We start from the raw sequence: 15600 nt of genomic DNA on the forward strand, positions 1-15600 counted from the left end.
AATTGATTATGATACACATGGAATATTATCTGATAGTTTCGGCTATCATGTTTTTCGCCGGTATTTACGGGTTCTTCACCCGCCGCAACACGCTGGCGATACTTATCAGCATCGAGTTGATACTGAATGCTACGGATATCAACTTCGCAGTATTCAACCGTTTCCTTTTCCCCGACGGACTGGAAGGGTATTTCTTTGCCCTGTTCTCCATCGCCATCTCGGCAGCCGAAACGGCAGTAGCTATCGCGATTATGATCAATATCTACCGTAATATACGAAGCATCCAGGTTAATAAACTGGACGAATTGAAGTGGTAGAATAAGTACAGTATCAATAATAGAATAAAAAAGAAAAGAATATGGAATATACAATCTTCATTCTCCTGCTTCCTCTCCTCTCCTTCCTGGTATTGGGGATTGGCGGCAAATGGATGACGCACCGGACGGCAGGCATCATCGGTACCACGGTATTGGCTGTGGTGGCCCTACTGAGCTATGCCACTGCCTGGCAATATTTCTCCGCTCCACGTCTGACAGACGGCACTTTCGACACAGTTATACCTTATAATGTGACGTGGCTGCCTTTCACCCCAACGCTGAGCATCGACCTGGGTATCCTGCTCGATCCTATTTCAGTAATGATGCTTATTGTTATCTCTACCGTGTCGCTGATGGTACATATCTACTCTTTCGGCTACATGAAAGGTGAACATGGATTCCAACGTTATTATGCATTTCTCAGCCTCTTCACCATGTCCATGCTGGGTCTGGTAGTGGCTACCAATATCTTCCAGATGTATCTGTTCTGGGAGTTGGTGGGTGTTTCGTCTTATCTGCTTATCGGTTTCTACTATACGAAGCCGTCTGCTGTTGCTGCAAGCAAAAAGGCGTTTATTGTCACCCGTTTTGCCGACCTGGGTTTCCTGATCGGTATCCTCGTTTACGGTTACTATGCCGGAACCTATACTTTCCAGCCCAGTGAAATGGCATTACTGAAAGGCGGTGCGACAATGATACCTCTGGCACTGGGACTTATGTTTATCGGTGGTGCCGGTAAGAGTGCAATGTTCCCATTGCATATCTGGTTACCGGATGCTATGGAAGGCCCGACACCTGTCAGTGCATTGATCCATGCAGCAACGATGGTAGTAGCCGGAGTTTATCTTGTGGCACGAATGTTCCCGTTGTTCATCGGTTATGCACCGGATGTGCTGCACCTGGTAGCTTACGTCGGAGCGTTCACTGCATTCTACGCCGCTTCGGTAGCTTGTGTGCAGAGTGATATCAAGCGTGTATTAGCATTCTCTACTATTTCACAAATTGGCTTTATGATGGTGGCACTGGGAGTTTGTACTTCTGCCGATCCACATCACGGTGGCCTGGGTTACATGGCAGGAATGTTCCATCTGTTTACACACGCCATGTTCAAGGCATTGCTCTTCCTCGGTGCAGGTAGCATCATCCATGCAGTACACAGCAATGAAATGTCCGCTATGGGTGGGTTACGTAAATATATGCCTGTAACACATATCACATTCCTGATTGCATGTCTTGCCATCGCAGGTATCCCTCCGTTCTCCGGATTCTTCTCTAAAGACGAAATACTGACTGCATGCTTCCAGTTCAGTCCTGCTATGGGTTGGATTATGACAGCAATTGCTGCTATGACGGCATTCTATATGTTCCGCCTCTATTACGGAATTTTCTGGGGTAAAGAAAACAAAGAGCTTCACTCTGAACATAAGCCCCACGAAAGCCCGCTGGCTATGACTATCCCGTTGGTGTTCCTTGCTGTTGTTACCATTGTAGCAGGTTTCATCCCCTTCGGTAAGTTCATCAGCTCCAACGGTACAGCTTACGAGATACATCTCGATTGGACAGTAGCAGGCACCAGCATCGCCATAGCCGTTATCTCCATTGCGATTGCTACAGCCATGTATGCACGGGCCAAACAACCCGTTGCCAATGCTCTTGCCCACCGCTTCCGCGGATTATGGACAGCTGCTTATCATCGATTCTATATCGACGAAGTATATCAGTTCATAACTCACAAGATTATTTTCGGTTGCATCTCCCGCCCCATTGCCTGGTTCGATCGCCATGTAGTAGATGGCTTCTTCAACTTCCTTGCCTGGAGTGCCAACGCCACCAGCGATGAGATACGCGGTTTGCAAAGCGGACAGATTCAGCAATACACTTACGTATTCCTGTTGGGTACGCTGGCGCTGATATTGCTATTGCTGCTATAGTAGAGAAATGTTAATCGTAATTCGTAAATAGTAAAACGTAATATAAAGATGAACATATTAAGTATTTTTGTTCTCATCCCTCTGTTGATGTTGCTTGGTCTCTGGCTAAGTCGTAACATCAAGCAGATACGCACGGTGATGGTCATAGGTGCATCAGCATTGGTGCTGGCTGCCGTAGGCCTGACCATTGCTTACCTGCAAGCCCGTGCCGCCGGAGACACTGCCGAAATGCTGTTCCGTGCAGATGTACCTTGGTATCCGGCACTTAATATACATTACTCCGTGGGAGTAGACGGCATTTCAGTAGCCATGTTGCTGCTTTCTGCCATCATTGTCTTCACCGGTACTTTCGCCTCCTGGCGTTTGCAACCGCTGACAAAAGAGTATTTCCTCTGGTTCACCCTGCTTTCCCTGGGCGTGTTCGGCTTCTTCATTTCTACAGACTTGTTCACTATGTTCATGTTCTATGAGGTAGCGCTCATTCCTATGTACCTGCTTATCGGTGTATGGGGCAGTGGACGAAAGGAATATTCTGCCATGAAGCTGACATTGATGTTGATGGGTGGTTCTGCATTCTTGCTGATTGGTATTCTGGGTATCTACTTCGGTTCCGGTGCCACCAGTATGAACTTGCTGGAGATTGCACAACTGCACAATATTCCAATTGAACAACAACGCATCTGGTTCCCGCTCACCTTCCTCGGTTTCGGTGTACTCGGTGCATTATTCCCGTTCCATACATGGAGCCCCGACGGTCATGCCTCTGCGCCTACGGCTGTAAGTATGCTCCATGCAGGTGTGTTGATGAAACTTGGAGGTTATGGCTGCTTCCGTATCGCCATGTATCTGATGCCCGAAGCTGCCCAGGAACTTGGATGGATCTTCCTGATCCTGACTGGTATATCCGTAGTTTACGGTGCTTTCTCTGCTTGTGTACAGACGGACTTGAAGTATATCAACGCATACTCTTCCGTATCTCACTGCGGTCTCGTACTCTTTGCCATCCTGATGATGAACCAGACTGCTTGTACCGGTGCTGTCCTGCAAATGCTCAGCCACGGATTGATGACTGCCCTGTTCTTTGCCCTTATCGGTATGATATACGGCCGCACTCATACCCGTGACGTACGCGAGCTCTCCGGTTTGATGAAGATTATGCCTTTCCTGGCTGTCTGCTATGTGATTGCCGGACTTGCTAACCTCGGACTTCCGGGACTCAGCGGTTTCGTTGCCGAAATGACCATCTTCAACGGTGCATTCCAGCATGTGGATGTCTTCCACCGTACGTGGACGATTATTGCCTGCACCAGTATCGTAATCACTGCAGTCTATATCCTTAGACTCGTTGGTAAGATTCTCTATGGCACTTGTACTAACAAGCATCACCTGACATTAACCGACGCTACCTGGGATGAACGCACCGCCGTTATCATACTCATCGTTTGCGTTGCAGGTCTCGGTCTTGCTCCGTTATGGATCAGCAATATGATTGGAGAAAGTGTATTGCCTTTGATAACTTCGTTCAATTAAAGAATGAAAGAATTAAAGAATGAAAGACCGTATAACATCAAAAGCCTAAGCCCATGCCGCAAAAGCATGATGCTGAATGCCTTTCATTCTTTCATTATTAATTATTAATTTTGTTACAAATGGATTATTCCCAATTCCTCATTCTCAAAGAAGAGCTTTCGCTGATAGCGGTCATCGTTATCCTCTTCGTAGCCGACCTCTTTATGAGCCCTGATGCACATAAAAAGGATGGTAACCCACGACTCAACACCATGTTGCCCGTCGTGTTGCTCACGATACACACGCTGATTACGATCATACCCGGTCCGGCTGCCGATGCTTTCGGTGGTATGTACCATAATGCGCCGATACAAAGTATTGTGAAATCGATACTCAGTGTTGGTACGCTTATCGTCTTCCTGATGGCACACGAGTGGCTAAAACTGCCGGATACAATAATCAAACAGGGTGAATTCTATATGTTAACGCTCTGCACGCTGTTGGGTATGTATTTCATGATTTCCGCAGGTCACTTCCTGATGTTCTTTATTGGACTGGAAACAGCAAGTATCCCAATGGCTGCGCTGGTCGCTTTTGATAAGTATCGCCACCACTCTGCTGAGGCCGGTGCCAAATACATTCTTACAGCACTCTTCTCAAGCGGACTGTTGCTATATGGTATTTCACTTATTTACGGCACAGTAGGCACACTTTACTTTGATGATATTCCGGCCCATCTAAACGGCAACGCCTTGCAGATAATGGCATTTGTATTCTTCTTCTCCGGTATGGGATTCAAGCTCTCGCTCGTACCCTTCCACCTCTGGACAGCCGACGTATATGAAGGTGCTCCGAGTGTGGTAACTGCTTACCTGAGTGTAATCTCCAAAGGATCGGCTGCTTTCGTGCTGCTGACAATTCTGATCAAGACGTTTGCTCCGATGATAGATCAGTGGCAGGAAGTACTCTACTGGGTTATTATAGCCTCTATCACCCTCGCCAACCTCTTTGCACTGCGCCAGGAAAACCTGAAACGACTGATGGCATTCTCCAGTATCTCGCAGGCAGGTTACATTATGTTGGGTGTCATTGCCGGTACACAACAAGGTATGGCATCATTGGTGTACTACATACTCATTTATATGTTTGCCAACCTCTCCGTATTTGCAGTAATCACGATTATTGCTTTGCGTGCCCAACGTTTCACACTTGAAGAATATAACGGACTGTACAGCACCAATCCCAAGCTGGCGTTCCTTATGACGCTCGCTCTGTTCTCACTGGCAGGTATTCCTCCGTTTGCAGGTTTCTTCTCGAAGTTCTTTATCTTCGCAGCAGCCTTCCAAGGTGGTTTCCACTTGCTGGTGTTTATTGCACTGGTAAACACAATTATCTCACTCTATTACTATCTGAAGATTGTGAAATCTATGTATATCAACAAGAGTGATGAGCCTATCGCTACTTTCCGTAGCGATAATTATACGCGTGCCAGCCTTGTCATCTGTACGCTCGGTATTATTGTATTGAGCCTTGCAAGCGTGGTTTATCAATCCATCGACAAGTTCTCGTTCGGACTATAACGGACATTAATTCTTATTTCACTAAAGTGTGTACCGAGAGAATCAAATCTCCGGTACACATTTTTTTTATCGTTAGTATTAGGATAACAATGATTATACCACCGGCAGAATAAACCAGAATGTGGAGCCTTTGCCCAGTTCACTGTCCACGCCAATGGTACCTCCTAACTGTTCGATGATACTTTTACTGATAGAAAGCCCCAGACCAGTGCCCTGTACAAATGAGTTCAGTTTCACAAAACGGTCAAATATCTGCCTGCATGCCTCAGGAGCAATGCCAATACCTGTATCCGACACATATATTCGCAGATGATTTTCATCAGGTTTGTCGTATCCGATTTGAATACTGCCTGTTGAAGTAAACTTAATAGCATTATTTACGAAGTTAGAAATAACCTGATGCAGACGATTGGGATCACTTACAATCACAAATGACGGCAAGGTAGATTCAAAGATAAGTTCAACACCCGGTTTTACACGTAACTTCATAGCACGTGCAACATCTCCACACAAAGTTTTAACATCCAGTTCCCTGAATTTAAAATCAAAAGTGCCTGCCTCTATCTTTGATAAATCCAGAATATCAGAAATCAGTTGCAACAAGAGTTCATTGTTTTCCTCCACCATCTTAGAATACTCCTGTTTTTCTGCCTTATCTTCGGTCTCCACCAGCAAACTTGAGAAACCTACAATTGCATTCAGCGGTGTACGTATCTCATGGCTCATATTTGCCAGGAAAGCACTCTTCAGCCGGTCTGATTCTTCTGCCTTCTCCTTGGCTTCAATCAACTTCTGTTCCGTTTCCTTTAACTCGGTAATATCATAATTGACACCGATTAATTCAATCAAGCCATTTGCCGGTTCATACCGGTTAAGTACCACATTCATGCGTACCCAATTCCACTGATTCAATGTTCCGGGTCTTAGTACACGCATTTCACTCTTGAAACTTTTAGCTTCCCCTTGTTTAGCCTTTTCGAAGAAAGCCAGTACACGTGCTCTGTCTTGCGGATGCATCTTATTATAAACACCCACAACCTCAGCCAATGAGGTATCTTCATCTTCACCCATATTCTTATACCACTGCTTAATAGCATATCCATCACGAGTAAGCAGATTCAATTTAGCATAGCCCACTTTGGCATAATCAGAAATCAGTAGGAAAAAGTTCTCAAAATCGCGGATACGATTAATAGAACTGATGCGTTCCGTATTATCAATATTGATAAGTACAAAACCACTACACTCGCCACAACTGTCATATATTTTACTGACCTTAGTGTATAGTTCTATTCCTCCTTTCTTCTCCGATTCATAGTAGTCACTCACATTGGCAAATTCATAATCCTGTGAAAAGTCGAATTCATCTTCTACTTTCACTCTTTCACGGGCATCCAGCGGCACATTCGGATTTTCAAAGAAGTTCACACCAATTGTACTTGCTTTATCCTTGACTCCGAATATCTCCATATCTTTATTATTAAGATCAATCAGTATCCCATCCTTATCATAAATCTCCACACCTACAGGAATGTTGGAGAAAATGTTACGCAGTAGTTTCTCACTATGATCAAGTGCCGTATAAGTGCGACGCATTTCCGTAATATCGATGTAGAGACAAACCAGTTCATCTGGTTCAGGTGAATAAATAATACAATGGCAAGTCTTACCTGAGTTCTCAAAATACTCATCCAGTTCCCGATGTCCCCCATGTTTGTGTATATCTGCAAGAAGGCGAAGTTTAATATCCAATTTGTCAGGAGAATAGATTTCTGATGCAAAACGTCCTTTGTAAGCCTCTATAGGCGAACCGGATAAAACAGCGCTGAACTGATTTGCATCCGTAATGAGATAATCATAAAGTACTCCTTCGTCATTGTAAAGAATGGAGAGCCGTACATACCCCATGGGCATATATGTATAGAGATTGGACAGAGTTTTGCGTTCCCGGTCGGCCTCATCTCTGGCAAGACGTAAACTGATACAAATATTAATGATGCTCGCTAAAGATGAAAACCATTGGTAATCCTCATTTGTCCATTTATAATGTCTGTCTACCAAGTCAATGCCAATATATCCCCATACTCGTTCAGTGTTCCGCAAAGGGACTACCATAAGCGATTTTATGTTTTGTACGGCAAGTATTTCATATACCTGATGGGCTTCGCGAGGCAGGTCTGACAAAGAACTCAATAAAATAGGTTTATCTTCCAGCATCTGCTTAAGCCACCACTCCATACCATTAGTCGGGAGAAATTGCAGCAAATCTATCTCCGGGGTCACACCATCGGCCACTACTTCATAGGTACAACTTTGAGTACGGTACTCGGCATCATTATACTCTACAATATAGACTCGTCCGCCATGAAAAAGTTCAAGCACATCTTTCAACACTCCCGAAATCACTTCACTCAAGCTTTTATCTTTCATAAAGTTACGCAAAGAGTGGGATACCGTATGTTGCCTGAACAACAACTCATTAAATTGTTTCAGAATATCATCAGACTGTGTTTTAGGGGTATCAACCAATTGAACAATACCGAATGCTTTCGGATGTCCATCTTCTGCCAACCATTTTTCTCCTAAACGGGAGCGAATCCAGACAATACCTCGTGTAGAATAAACGGGAAAGGTTTGTTCATAAACTTCGATTTCTTCTATCGAAAGCAACTCACGCGTAATGCGACAACGATAATCTTCGCGAATTAATTCACCGAACTGCTGAAAAGTCATGGTATTATCTTCCAAGCCGAACAAATTACAAACATATTCGGAACAAAGATATTCCCCGGTAGCGAAATCTGCTTCCCACCAACCTATTTGTCCAACAGATGAAAGGAGCTGAAAACGTTTTGCCTCATGTGATTGGTTGTCACTCATACGATTCGTGTTTTTAATATTCTAAAATAACACAAAGATAATGCTTACTTATTAATTTCTGTCCTATTCCTACTAACAAAAAAAAGAAAGTTTAAAACCAGCAGCTACATGAGTCTAATAAACGTTTGATCATTTTTGTAGGGTTTTGAGGGAAAGTTGACGAGTTAACAAGTTGACAAGGGGACAAGGTTCCATGCGGCACAGAAGCATTGCGCAGCCCCTTGTTCCCTTGTCAACTCGTCAACTGGTTTCCTTCCTTTCTATACAGTAATAAAGCAAATATCGGTACACTCCCCCTAACATCACCTCACCTTGTTATCAAATTGTAACCTAATTGAGAATCAATTGTATGACATGTGTATTACGGTTGTAATTCCGTTGCCGCATCTTTGCACCGGAAACAAGAAACGATAAAAGATGAGCATGAAACTGGATTTAGGAAAAGTATTTTTCTTCATTTTATTACTGGTACTTTCCACCATGACCGCCCTGGCTGGAAACATCAAAGGAACCGTTCTCGACAAGCAGACGAAAGAGCCGCTGACCGGAGCTACCATACAGATAACCGGGACAGCGCAGGGGGTAGTAGCCGACATCGACGGTAACTATACGCTGAATGTAAAAGACGGTACATACACCATAGCCGTGAGATATATAGGATACAAAGATATCCTGCTCAACAGTGTAAAAGTTAAGGCCGAAACTGTGCTGAACTTTGAGTTGGAAAGTGATGCACAAGCATTAGGCGAAGTCTCCGTCACCGCACAAGCCAAACGGAATAACGAGGTAGCACTCATACAGGAACAACGCCGCAGCCTTGTGGTACAGAGTGGGGTTTCCGCCCAACAAATAGCTAAAACCCAGGACAGCAATGCCTCGGAAGTCATCCGTCGCGTCCCCGGCATCAGCATCATTGATGAAAAGTTTGTAATGGTGCGCGGCCTGTCGCAGCGGTACAATAATGTATGGATGAACGGTAGTGCCGTGCCCAGTTCGGAAGCCGATTCACGCGCCTTTTCATTCGACATCATCCCCAGTTCACAACTGGATAATATGGTAATCGTAAAAAGCCCCGCCCCGGAATATCCCGCAGACTTCACAGGCGGATTCATCCTGATAAATACCAAAGATATGCCCAGCGAAAACAGCTTCAACATATCAGTAGGAGGAGCTATCAATGACCAGACGCACTTCAAAGACTTTCGTAAAGCCAAGGGTAGCAGCATGGACTGGCTCGGCTTCGGAAACGGTTTCCGTAGTCTGGATGCCGGTATGAAAGGCACACTGAACATGTATCCCGGATATGAAACCGGAAACACAGCCCGCATAAATGTATTGAACAATGGTTTCAACAACGACTGGACACTGAAAACCATCAAACCCGTAGGGGACTTAAAACTGAATATGGCATACAACCGCAAGTGGGAAACCGAAAGCGGACGTGCCATCGGTATGCTGGCTGCTGTGAACTACAGCAATTCCTATAAGACCTATCTCGATATGGAAAACTCTCTCTATGGTCCTTATGATACCAACAATGACAAATACGTCTATCTGCGGAAAGCAACGGACAACCAGTACAGCAATGATATCCGCCTCGGTGCCCTGCTGAATCTCACCTTCCAGCCGCGCAACAGCAACCATCGCTATGAATTCAAGAATATCTTCAACCAGATCTCCAAAGACCGCTACTCGGAACGTACAGGTTTCAACGCACAACCGGACAACATCAACAACATGGAGTATTACTACTCCAGCCGTACCACTTACAACACCCAGTTCACAGGCAGGCACAGCTTTGATGACAGCCGTTTCGACTGGAGTGTGGGTTATGCTTACGCCAACCGTAACCTGCCGGACCGTCGCCTCATTGAACGTACCGACCGCACCAACGAAACCATGGGTATCTACCGCATCAGCCGTGAATTCACCAAACTGGACGAGCACATCGGCTCGGCAAATATAAATTATCGCCAGGACTTCCAGTTCGGTGACATCGCCCCTACCCTGAAAGCCGGCGCTTATGGTGAGTATCGTACACGTACCTACAACACCCGCCAGTTCCAGTACGGCTGGCAACCGAATAACAGTCTGCCTAAGGGATTCCAGTTTGACAATGATGTGGCAAACAATGTATTGATAGACTCCAACTATGGAATTGACAAGCTCTACATGCAGGAAGAAGTGAACTACATGAATAACTATGAGGGCAAAAACACTCAATTGTCCGGTTATGTCGGCATCAACGTTCCGATAGGTTCCTTCAGCTTCTACGCCGGAGCACGCTATGAATATGCCCGTCAGGAACTGATTATGAACACCCGTTCGTATGAGGAAAGCCTGCAAAGCACTTTCTATGACTATAAAGACCTGTTCCCTTCCGTCAATGCCACTTACAAACTGAGTGAAAAGCATCAGTTCCGCCTGGCTTACGGTAAATCGGTAAACCGTCCTGAGTTCCGCGAACTGTCCACTTCCGTTTACTATGATTTCGACCTGGGAAGCAGTGTCATGGGGAATTCATCCCTGCAGGCAGCTTACATACAGAACGTAGACTTGCGCTACGAATGGTATCCCAGCAACGGTGAACAAGTTTCCATTGCCCTGTTCTACAAACATTTCGAAAATCCCATTGAATGGACCTACACCATGTCGGGAGGAACCGACCCGATCTACTCTTACGTCAACGCCAAAGGCGCCAACAACTACGGTATCGAAGTAGATATCCGCAAGAATCTCGACTTCATCGGTATGCGTAATTTCAGTTTCTCATTCAATGGCGCATGGATCAAGAGCAAAGTACAGTTTAAAGAAGGAGGCAATAATATAGACCGTCCCATGCAGGGGCAATCGCCGTACCTCATCAACACGGGGCTCTTCTATAACAATCCGGATAAGGGATGGAATGCCGCCGTACTCTACAACCGTATCGGAAAACGTATCATCGGTGTAGGCAACCGCTACGGCAGTTCTTCCGAAGGTGATGCACGCAACATACCAAACTCTTACGAAATGCCGCGCAACAGTATCGACCTTTCGGCAAGCAAAAAATTTGGCAAACTGGAAATAAAGGCTACCGTACGCGACTTGTTGGCCGAACGCTACTACTTCAAGCAGTTTGAAGACGTCACCGTAAACGGACAAGCCCGCACCATTGAAGAGGTGACCCGCAGTTACAAACCGGGAAGAAGCTACAACCTAGCCATAGCCTATAGCTTCTGATACCCCACCCTTTCAGTTTATAAAGTACTAACAATACCTGAACATAAAGAAGTTTAATTCCCAAATTAAGAAAAGTATGAAAATGGAAATTAAGAAGTTTGGCTGGATCATTATGATGTGTGCAGCCATTGCAATTGGAAATGTGATGTCTTCCTGTTCTGACGACACCAATGGAGAGAATGGTGGAAACGGAGGAAATGGAAACGGAAACGGCAGTACAGACCCCGAAGTGACCTATGATGGTACAACAGCCTACAGCAAAGGTGTCCTATTCAAAGATGGAACAGAACTGGGCAATGGCGATCAACACTTCGTATTCACCGGTGATGTAACTCTGGAAAAAGGAACCTACCTGCTGAAAGGTTGGGTATATGTAGCCGATGGCGCTAAACTGAAAATTCCCGCAGGCACTATTATCAAGGGTGACAAACAGACAATGGCGGCCCTCATTATAGAACCGGGTGGATATGTAGAAATGAAAGGAACCAAGGAAGCCCCTATTGTCATGACTTCCGAGGAGGCTCCCGGACAGCGCAGACCGGGTGACTGGGGTGGTTTAATCATTTGCGGTAAAGCTAAAAACAACCAGGGTACACAGCAAATAGAAGGCGGGCCACGCACCATACACGGAGGCAGCAACGATGCCGACAATTCCGGTATCTTCCAGTATATCCGCGTTGAGTTTGCAGGTTATCCCTTTGAAACAGACAAAGAGATCAACGGTATTACATTCGGCTCCGTGGGTAGTGGTACCACCATCGACCACTTACAGGTATCGTACTCTAACGATGACTCTTTCGAATGGTTCGGTGGCGCAGTGAACTGCAAATATCTGGTAGCTTATAAAGGTTGGGACGATGAATTCGATACAGATAACGGCTTCAGCGGAACTGTACAATACTGCCTGTCTATCCGTGACCCGCGCATTGCCGACACATCGCAATCCAATGGCTTCGAAAGCGATAACAACGGAACAGGTGCAGATATCGCTCCATTCACAACTGCAACATTCAAGAATGTAACGTTCATCGGTCCGATGGCTGCCAAGAACACTGATTTCCAGAACACTTCCGAATACATCACTGCCGGTGACATGTACCCGGATAATAAATCCAAGCTGGGTCTGTTCCAGTCCGCCATGCAGATACGTCGCAGCAGTAAGCTGAGCTGCGAAAATACATTGGCAGTAGGTTATCCTATCGGTCTGATTGTGGATGGCGAAAAAGGAAACACGGTTCAATATTCTAAAAACGGCGATTTCCATCTGAAGAATATCATCTTTGCCGGTATGGGTGTAGTTGGCTCGGACAATAATAAGAAATACGAAGATTATCTCTACAACAGAGAGACCGGAACGTATGATGAAAGCCAGGTTTCTTATTCACACACTTTCTTCAAGAGTGAGGCTTCGAACAAAGTAATGACTGAAGCTGAACTGGGATTGGCTGACCCGATGAATACCGGTCAGAATTACTGCCCCGCTACGGCTATCATGGGAACTGACGGAAACTATATCGGTGCTTTCCGCGACACGAATGATAATTGGCTGGAAGGCTGGACGAACTTCGACCCACAAAACACAGTATATTAATCACTCATTGAAATTCACACGCCGAAGCTAAGCTTCTACAAAAGCAACGCCGGACAGTTCTTCTGAACTTGTCCGGCGTTTACTAATATCAGGGAACTACAAGATCGATTTCTTCTCACTATAGCAAGAATATATTCTCACCGCATTGAGAATATATTCTCATCGTATTGAGTATTCTTTCTCATCGCAATGAGAATACATTCTCAACATAGTGAGAAAGCCGAGAATTCAAGAGCCTTTCGTCTCAATTAAGCCTTTCACGGAAATCTTCACCGGACGGTGACTGGAATACGTGCAGATCAAACTCTGAAATAATAGCCAACAGATGGTCGAAAACGTCAGATTGCAAGTCTTCATAAGGTATCCAGGATGTGGTTGCAGAAAAGAAATACAGTTCCAACGGTATACCGTGATCGGTAGGTTGAAGCTGACGCACCATACAGGTCATATCATGATTTACACCCGGATGGCTCTTCAAGTAACAATTCAGGTAAGCACGAAAGACGCCGAGATTCGTCTGGCGACGACCGTTCACAAGGATGGAGTTGTCAATATGATGCTCTTCATTATACTCCTTTATCACTTGTTCCGTCTGCTCAACGTAGTTTGCCAAGAGCTGTATCTTGCGATACTTTGCCAACATTTCGGGAGTACAGAACCGTACACTGTTCATATCGATATTGATAGAACGCTTGATGCGGCGTCCGCCACTCTCCTGCATACCACGCCAATTTTGGAAAGAGTCGCTTACAAGCAGGTAAGGAGGAATAGTAGTGATGGTCTTGTCGAAATTACGCACCTTCACCGTGTTCAATGACACTTCTATGACGTCACCGTCCGCTCCATACTTAGGCATGGTGATCCAGTCTCCCACCTTCAGCATATTGTTGGCAGAAAGTTGCACACCGGAAACAAAGCCCATGATACTGTCTTTGAACACTAACATCAACACGGCAGCCGAAGCTCCCAGACCGGTGAGCAATACACCGGGTGAACGGTCAATCAGTATGCTGACAACGATGATACCCCCGACAAAATAAAGAATGACCTGCACTGTCTGCAAGAGTCCCTTCAAAGGGCGGTCGCGAAACTGTTCCTTCTCGCTATATACGGTATAAACCGCAGTAAGCAAAGCGCTGATAAAGCTAAGAAACATTATAATAATAAAGATGAGGCAGAAACGCATAATAAGCGCCAACGTTGCCGATCCCGCATCGGAAAAAGCCAGGGGCAGCAGGATATAAATAAGAATAGGTGCCACCATGCGGCTAAGGTGCACCATCACCTTCCGGTCGAAAACAATGTCATCCCAGGTAGCTTTTGTTTGTTTTACCAAACGCGAAACGACTTTCAGCAAGATCTTCCGGCAAATGGAATCTGCCAGATAAGCCACCAGGAGAACTCCCAGAAATGCTATAAATTGATCTAACTGGTCGGCCAATGACTGGCTGAAACCTAAAGTCTGAAGTCCTTCGTTAATTTGTTGTACAATGCTCATGATAGTAAGGGGATTATTATTAATAAATACATCTGCTACTTGTCACTTTTGTAGCTCGTCTCTCGTCACTTGTTCAGGAAGTCTCCTATGTCTTCTTTTAACCACTGATACAAGTAAAGGTTCTTGTATCCGCTGTTCTTTTTCAACATCAGGCTGACGTTGGTCTGGCTATTCTCATAGCTGGTCAGTTCGTTATGGAATTGTTCGTTGTGAGCAGCCAGACGTTTAATTTCCTGTTCGCGCTCACGACGCAATACGGTACATACGGGAATAAGAAGTTTCATCACAACACCGTCCATGAGGTGATGTCCCTGTATATATAGGTAAGTTGTATCAGGATTCAACCCCAGTCTTTCCAACTCCACACCTAAAGCCTCCACTGCCTTTATATTTCGCGAAAATCGCCTGCGCATCTCAGAAAGTTTCTTATCAACGGCACGCTGCACAGGATCTAACGTCCGTTCGGGATGATGCACATTTACTTCCTGCAAGCGGGTGCAGGCATTGAAATCGTACATCGGGAAAGTATATGTATCCCGTTGGCAATAGAACCAGACGTTCCACAGAAAGAGCGGATAAATAATCTGCGAATAGCGTTTCAGGAAAGCAGGAAAGTCTATCAGCATACGGTCGTTTAACGTAGCCTGTACACAAACTTCATGCAAGCTTTCAGCATAGCAATGGAAATTCTCGATGGCATAGGCGTACGTCTGAAATATGTAGGGACTACTGTTTATCTTATGTGAAACGTTCGTTTTGCCTTGCAGCAGAAAGTCGTAGTCACTGTCCACACAAGCTATCAGGCTCTTGCCCAATTCAGTAGTGTTCAGCGTATTCATCAGCACCATCTTCTTACCTTTGGCAAGAGAAGTGGCCGAAGGCAGCATCACCTGGAAATAGTAATCATCCGTCTCGAACTCTGCCAACAATGTGCGCCAGAAAGCTACATCATCGTAACTTTCCACATATGCCACAATACGACGACGCGCCTTCTTGGGATAGAGTTTGTTGGCGGCATTGAAATAGGCGGAGGTGAGATTATGTTTTAAAGAAGTAGCCATGGGTATACAAT

9 protein-coding genes are annotated in these 15600 nt (G+C 45.3%); 6 read left to right on the top strand and 3 right to left on the bottom strand.

Annotation, left to right across the window (positions count from 1 at the left end):
• Window positions 1-8 precede the first annotated feature (8 nt).
• The 4 genes from nuoK (at window position 9) to DWW10_RS19060 (ending at window position 5337) form a co-directional block, all read left to right on the top strand.
• On the top strand, window positions 9-317 hold the full coding sequence (gene nuoK, locus DWW10_RS19045; protein WP_022392897.1) for an NADH-quinone oxidoreductase subunit NuoK: 309 nt from the start codon (window positions 9-11) through the stop codon (window positions 315-317).
• Between the two features lie 41 nt (window positions 318-358).
• A complete protein-coding gene (gene nuoL / locus DWW10_RS19050) occupies window positions 359-2248 on the top strand; it encodes an NADH-quinone oxidoreductase subunit L (RefSeq protein ID WP_022392898.1) in 1890 nt (629 codons plus the stop codon).
• Window positions 2249-2296: 48 nt separating this feature from the next.
• The gene (locus tag DWW10_RS19055) at window positions 2297-3778 is read left to right on the top strand and encodes a complex I subunit 4 family protein (protein WP_022392899.1); all 1482 of its coding nucleotides are present in this window, start codon (window positions 2297-2299) and stop codon (window positions 3776-3778) included.
• Between the two features lie 119 nt (window positions 3779-3897).
• The gene (locus DWW10_RS19060) at window positions 3898-5337 is read left to right on the top strand and encodes an NADH-quinone oxidoreductase subunit N (RefSeq protein ID WP_022392900.1); all 1440 of its coding nucleotides are present in this window, start codon (window positions 3898-3900) and stop codon (window positions 5335-5337) included.
• 93 nt (window positions 5338-5430) lie between these two features.
• Here DWW10_RS19060 and DWW10_RS19065 read toward each other — a convergent pair whose 3' ends face one another.
• The gene (locus DWW10_RS19065; RefSeq protein ID WP_022392901.1) at window positions 5431-8217 is read right to left on the bottom strand and encodes a sensor histidine kinase; all 2787 of its coding nucleotides are present in this window, start codon (window positions 8215-8217) and stop codon (window positions 5431-5433) included.
• 417 nt (window positions 8218-8634) lie between these two features.
• Between DWW10_RS19065 and DWW10_RS19070 the strand changes: the two genes are divergently transcribed.
• On the top strand, window positions 8635-11439 hold the full coding sequence (locus tag DWW10_RS19070) for a TonB-dependent receptor (RefSeq protein ID WP_022392902.1): 2805 nt from the start codon (window positions 8635-8637) through the stop codon (window positions 11437-11439).
• Between the two features lie 76 nt (window positions 11440-11515).
• The gene (locus tag DWW10_RS19075) at window positions 11516-13030 is read left to right on the top strand and encodes a hypothetical protein (RefSeq protein WP_118422095.1); all 1515 of its coding nucleotides are present in this window, start codon (window positions 11516-11518) and stop codon (window positions 13028-13030) included.
• A 244-nt stretch (window positions 13031-13274) separates the two neighbouring features.
• Here the strand turns inward: DWW10_RS19075 and DWW10_RS19080 are convergent, their stop codons facing one another.
• Window positions 13275-14528: a mechanosensitive ion channel family protein gene (locus DWW10_RS19080; protein ID WP_022392904.1), complete on the bottom strand. Its 1254-nt coding sequence runs from the start codon at window positions 14526-14528 to the stop codon at window positions 13275-13277.
• A gap of 65 nt (window positions 14529-14593) precedes the next feature.
• Window positions 14594-15589: a DUF4435 domain-containing protein gene (locus DWW10_RS19085; protein ID WP_022392905.1), complete on the bottom strand. Its 996-nt coding sequence runs from the start codon at window positions 15587-15589 to the stop codon at window positions 14594-14596.
• Window positions 15590-15600 lie beyond the last annotated feature (11 nt).

The sequence above is a fragment of the Bacteroides intestinalis genome (assembly GCF_003464595.1).
Taxonomy (GTDB): domain Bacteria; phylum Bacteroidota; class Bacteroidia; order Bacteroidales; family Bacteroidaceae; genus Bacteroides; species Bacteroides intestinalis_A.

What these genes read in the sequence shown, in the direction of transcription:
- nuoK (WP_022392897.1), top strand. Translation starts at nt 9, where the DNA reads ATGATACACATGGAATATTATCTGATAGTTTCGGCTATCATGTTTTTC.
- nuoL (WP_022392898.1), top strand. Translation starts at nt 359, where the DNA reads ATGGAATATACAATCTTCATTCTCCTGCTTCCTCTCCTCTCCTTCCTG.
- DWW10_RS19055 (WP_022392899.1), top strand. Translation starts at nt 2,297, where the DNA reads ATGAACATATTAAGTATTTTTGTTCTCATCCCTCTGTTGATGTTGCTT.
- DWW10_RS19060 (WP_022392900.1), top strand. Translation starts at nt 3,898, where the DNA reads ATGGATTATTCCCAATTCCTCATTCTCAAAGAAGAGCTTTCGCTGATA.
- DWW10_RS19065 (WP_022392901.1), bottom strand. Translation starts at nt 8,217, where the DNA reads ATGAGTGACAACCAATCACATGAGGCAAAACGTTTTCAGCTCCTTTCA.
- DWW10_RS19070 (WP_022392902.1), top strand. Translation starts at nt 8,635, where the DNA reads ATGAGCATGAAACTGGATTTAGGAAAAGTATTTTTCTTCATTTTATTA.
- DWW10_RS19075 (WP_118422095.1), top strand. Translation starts at nt 11,516, where the DNA reads ATGAAAATGGAAATTAAGAAGTTTGGCTGGATCATTATGATGTGTGCA.
- DWW10_RS19080 (WP_022392904.1), bottom strand. Translation starts at nt 14,528, where the DNA reads ATGAGCATTGTACAACAAATTAACGAAGGACTTCAGACTTTAGGTTTC.
- DWW10_RS19085 (WP_022392905.1), bottom strand. Translation starts at nt 15,589, where the DNA reads ATGGCTACTTCTTTAAAACATAATCTCACCTCCGCCTATTTCAATGCC.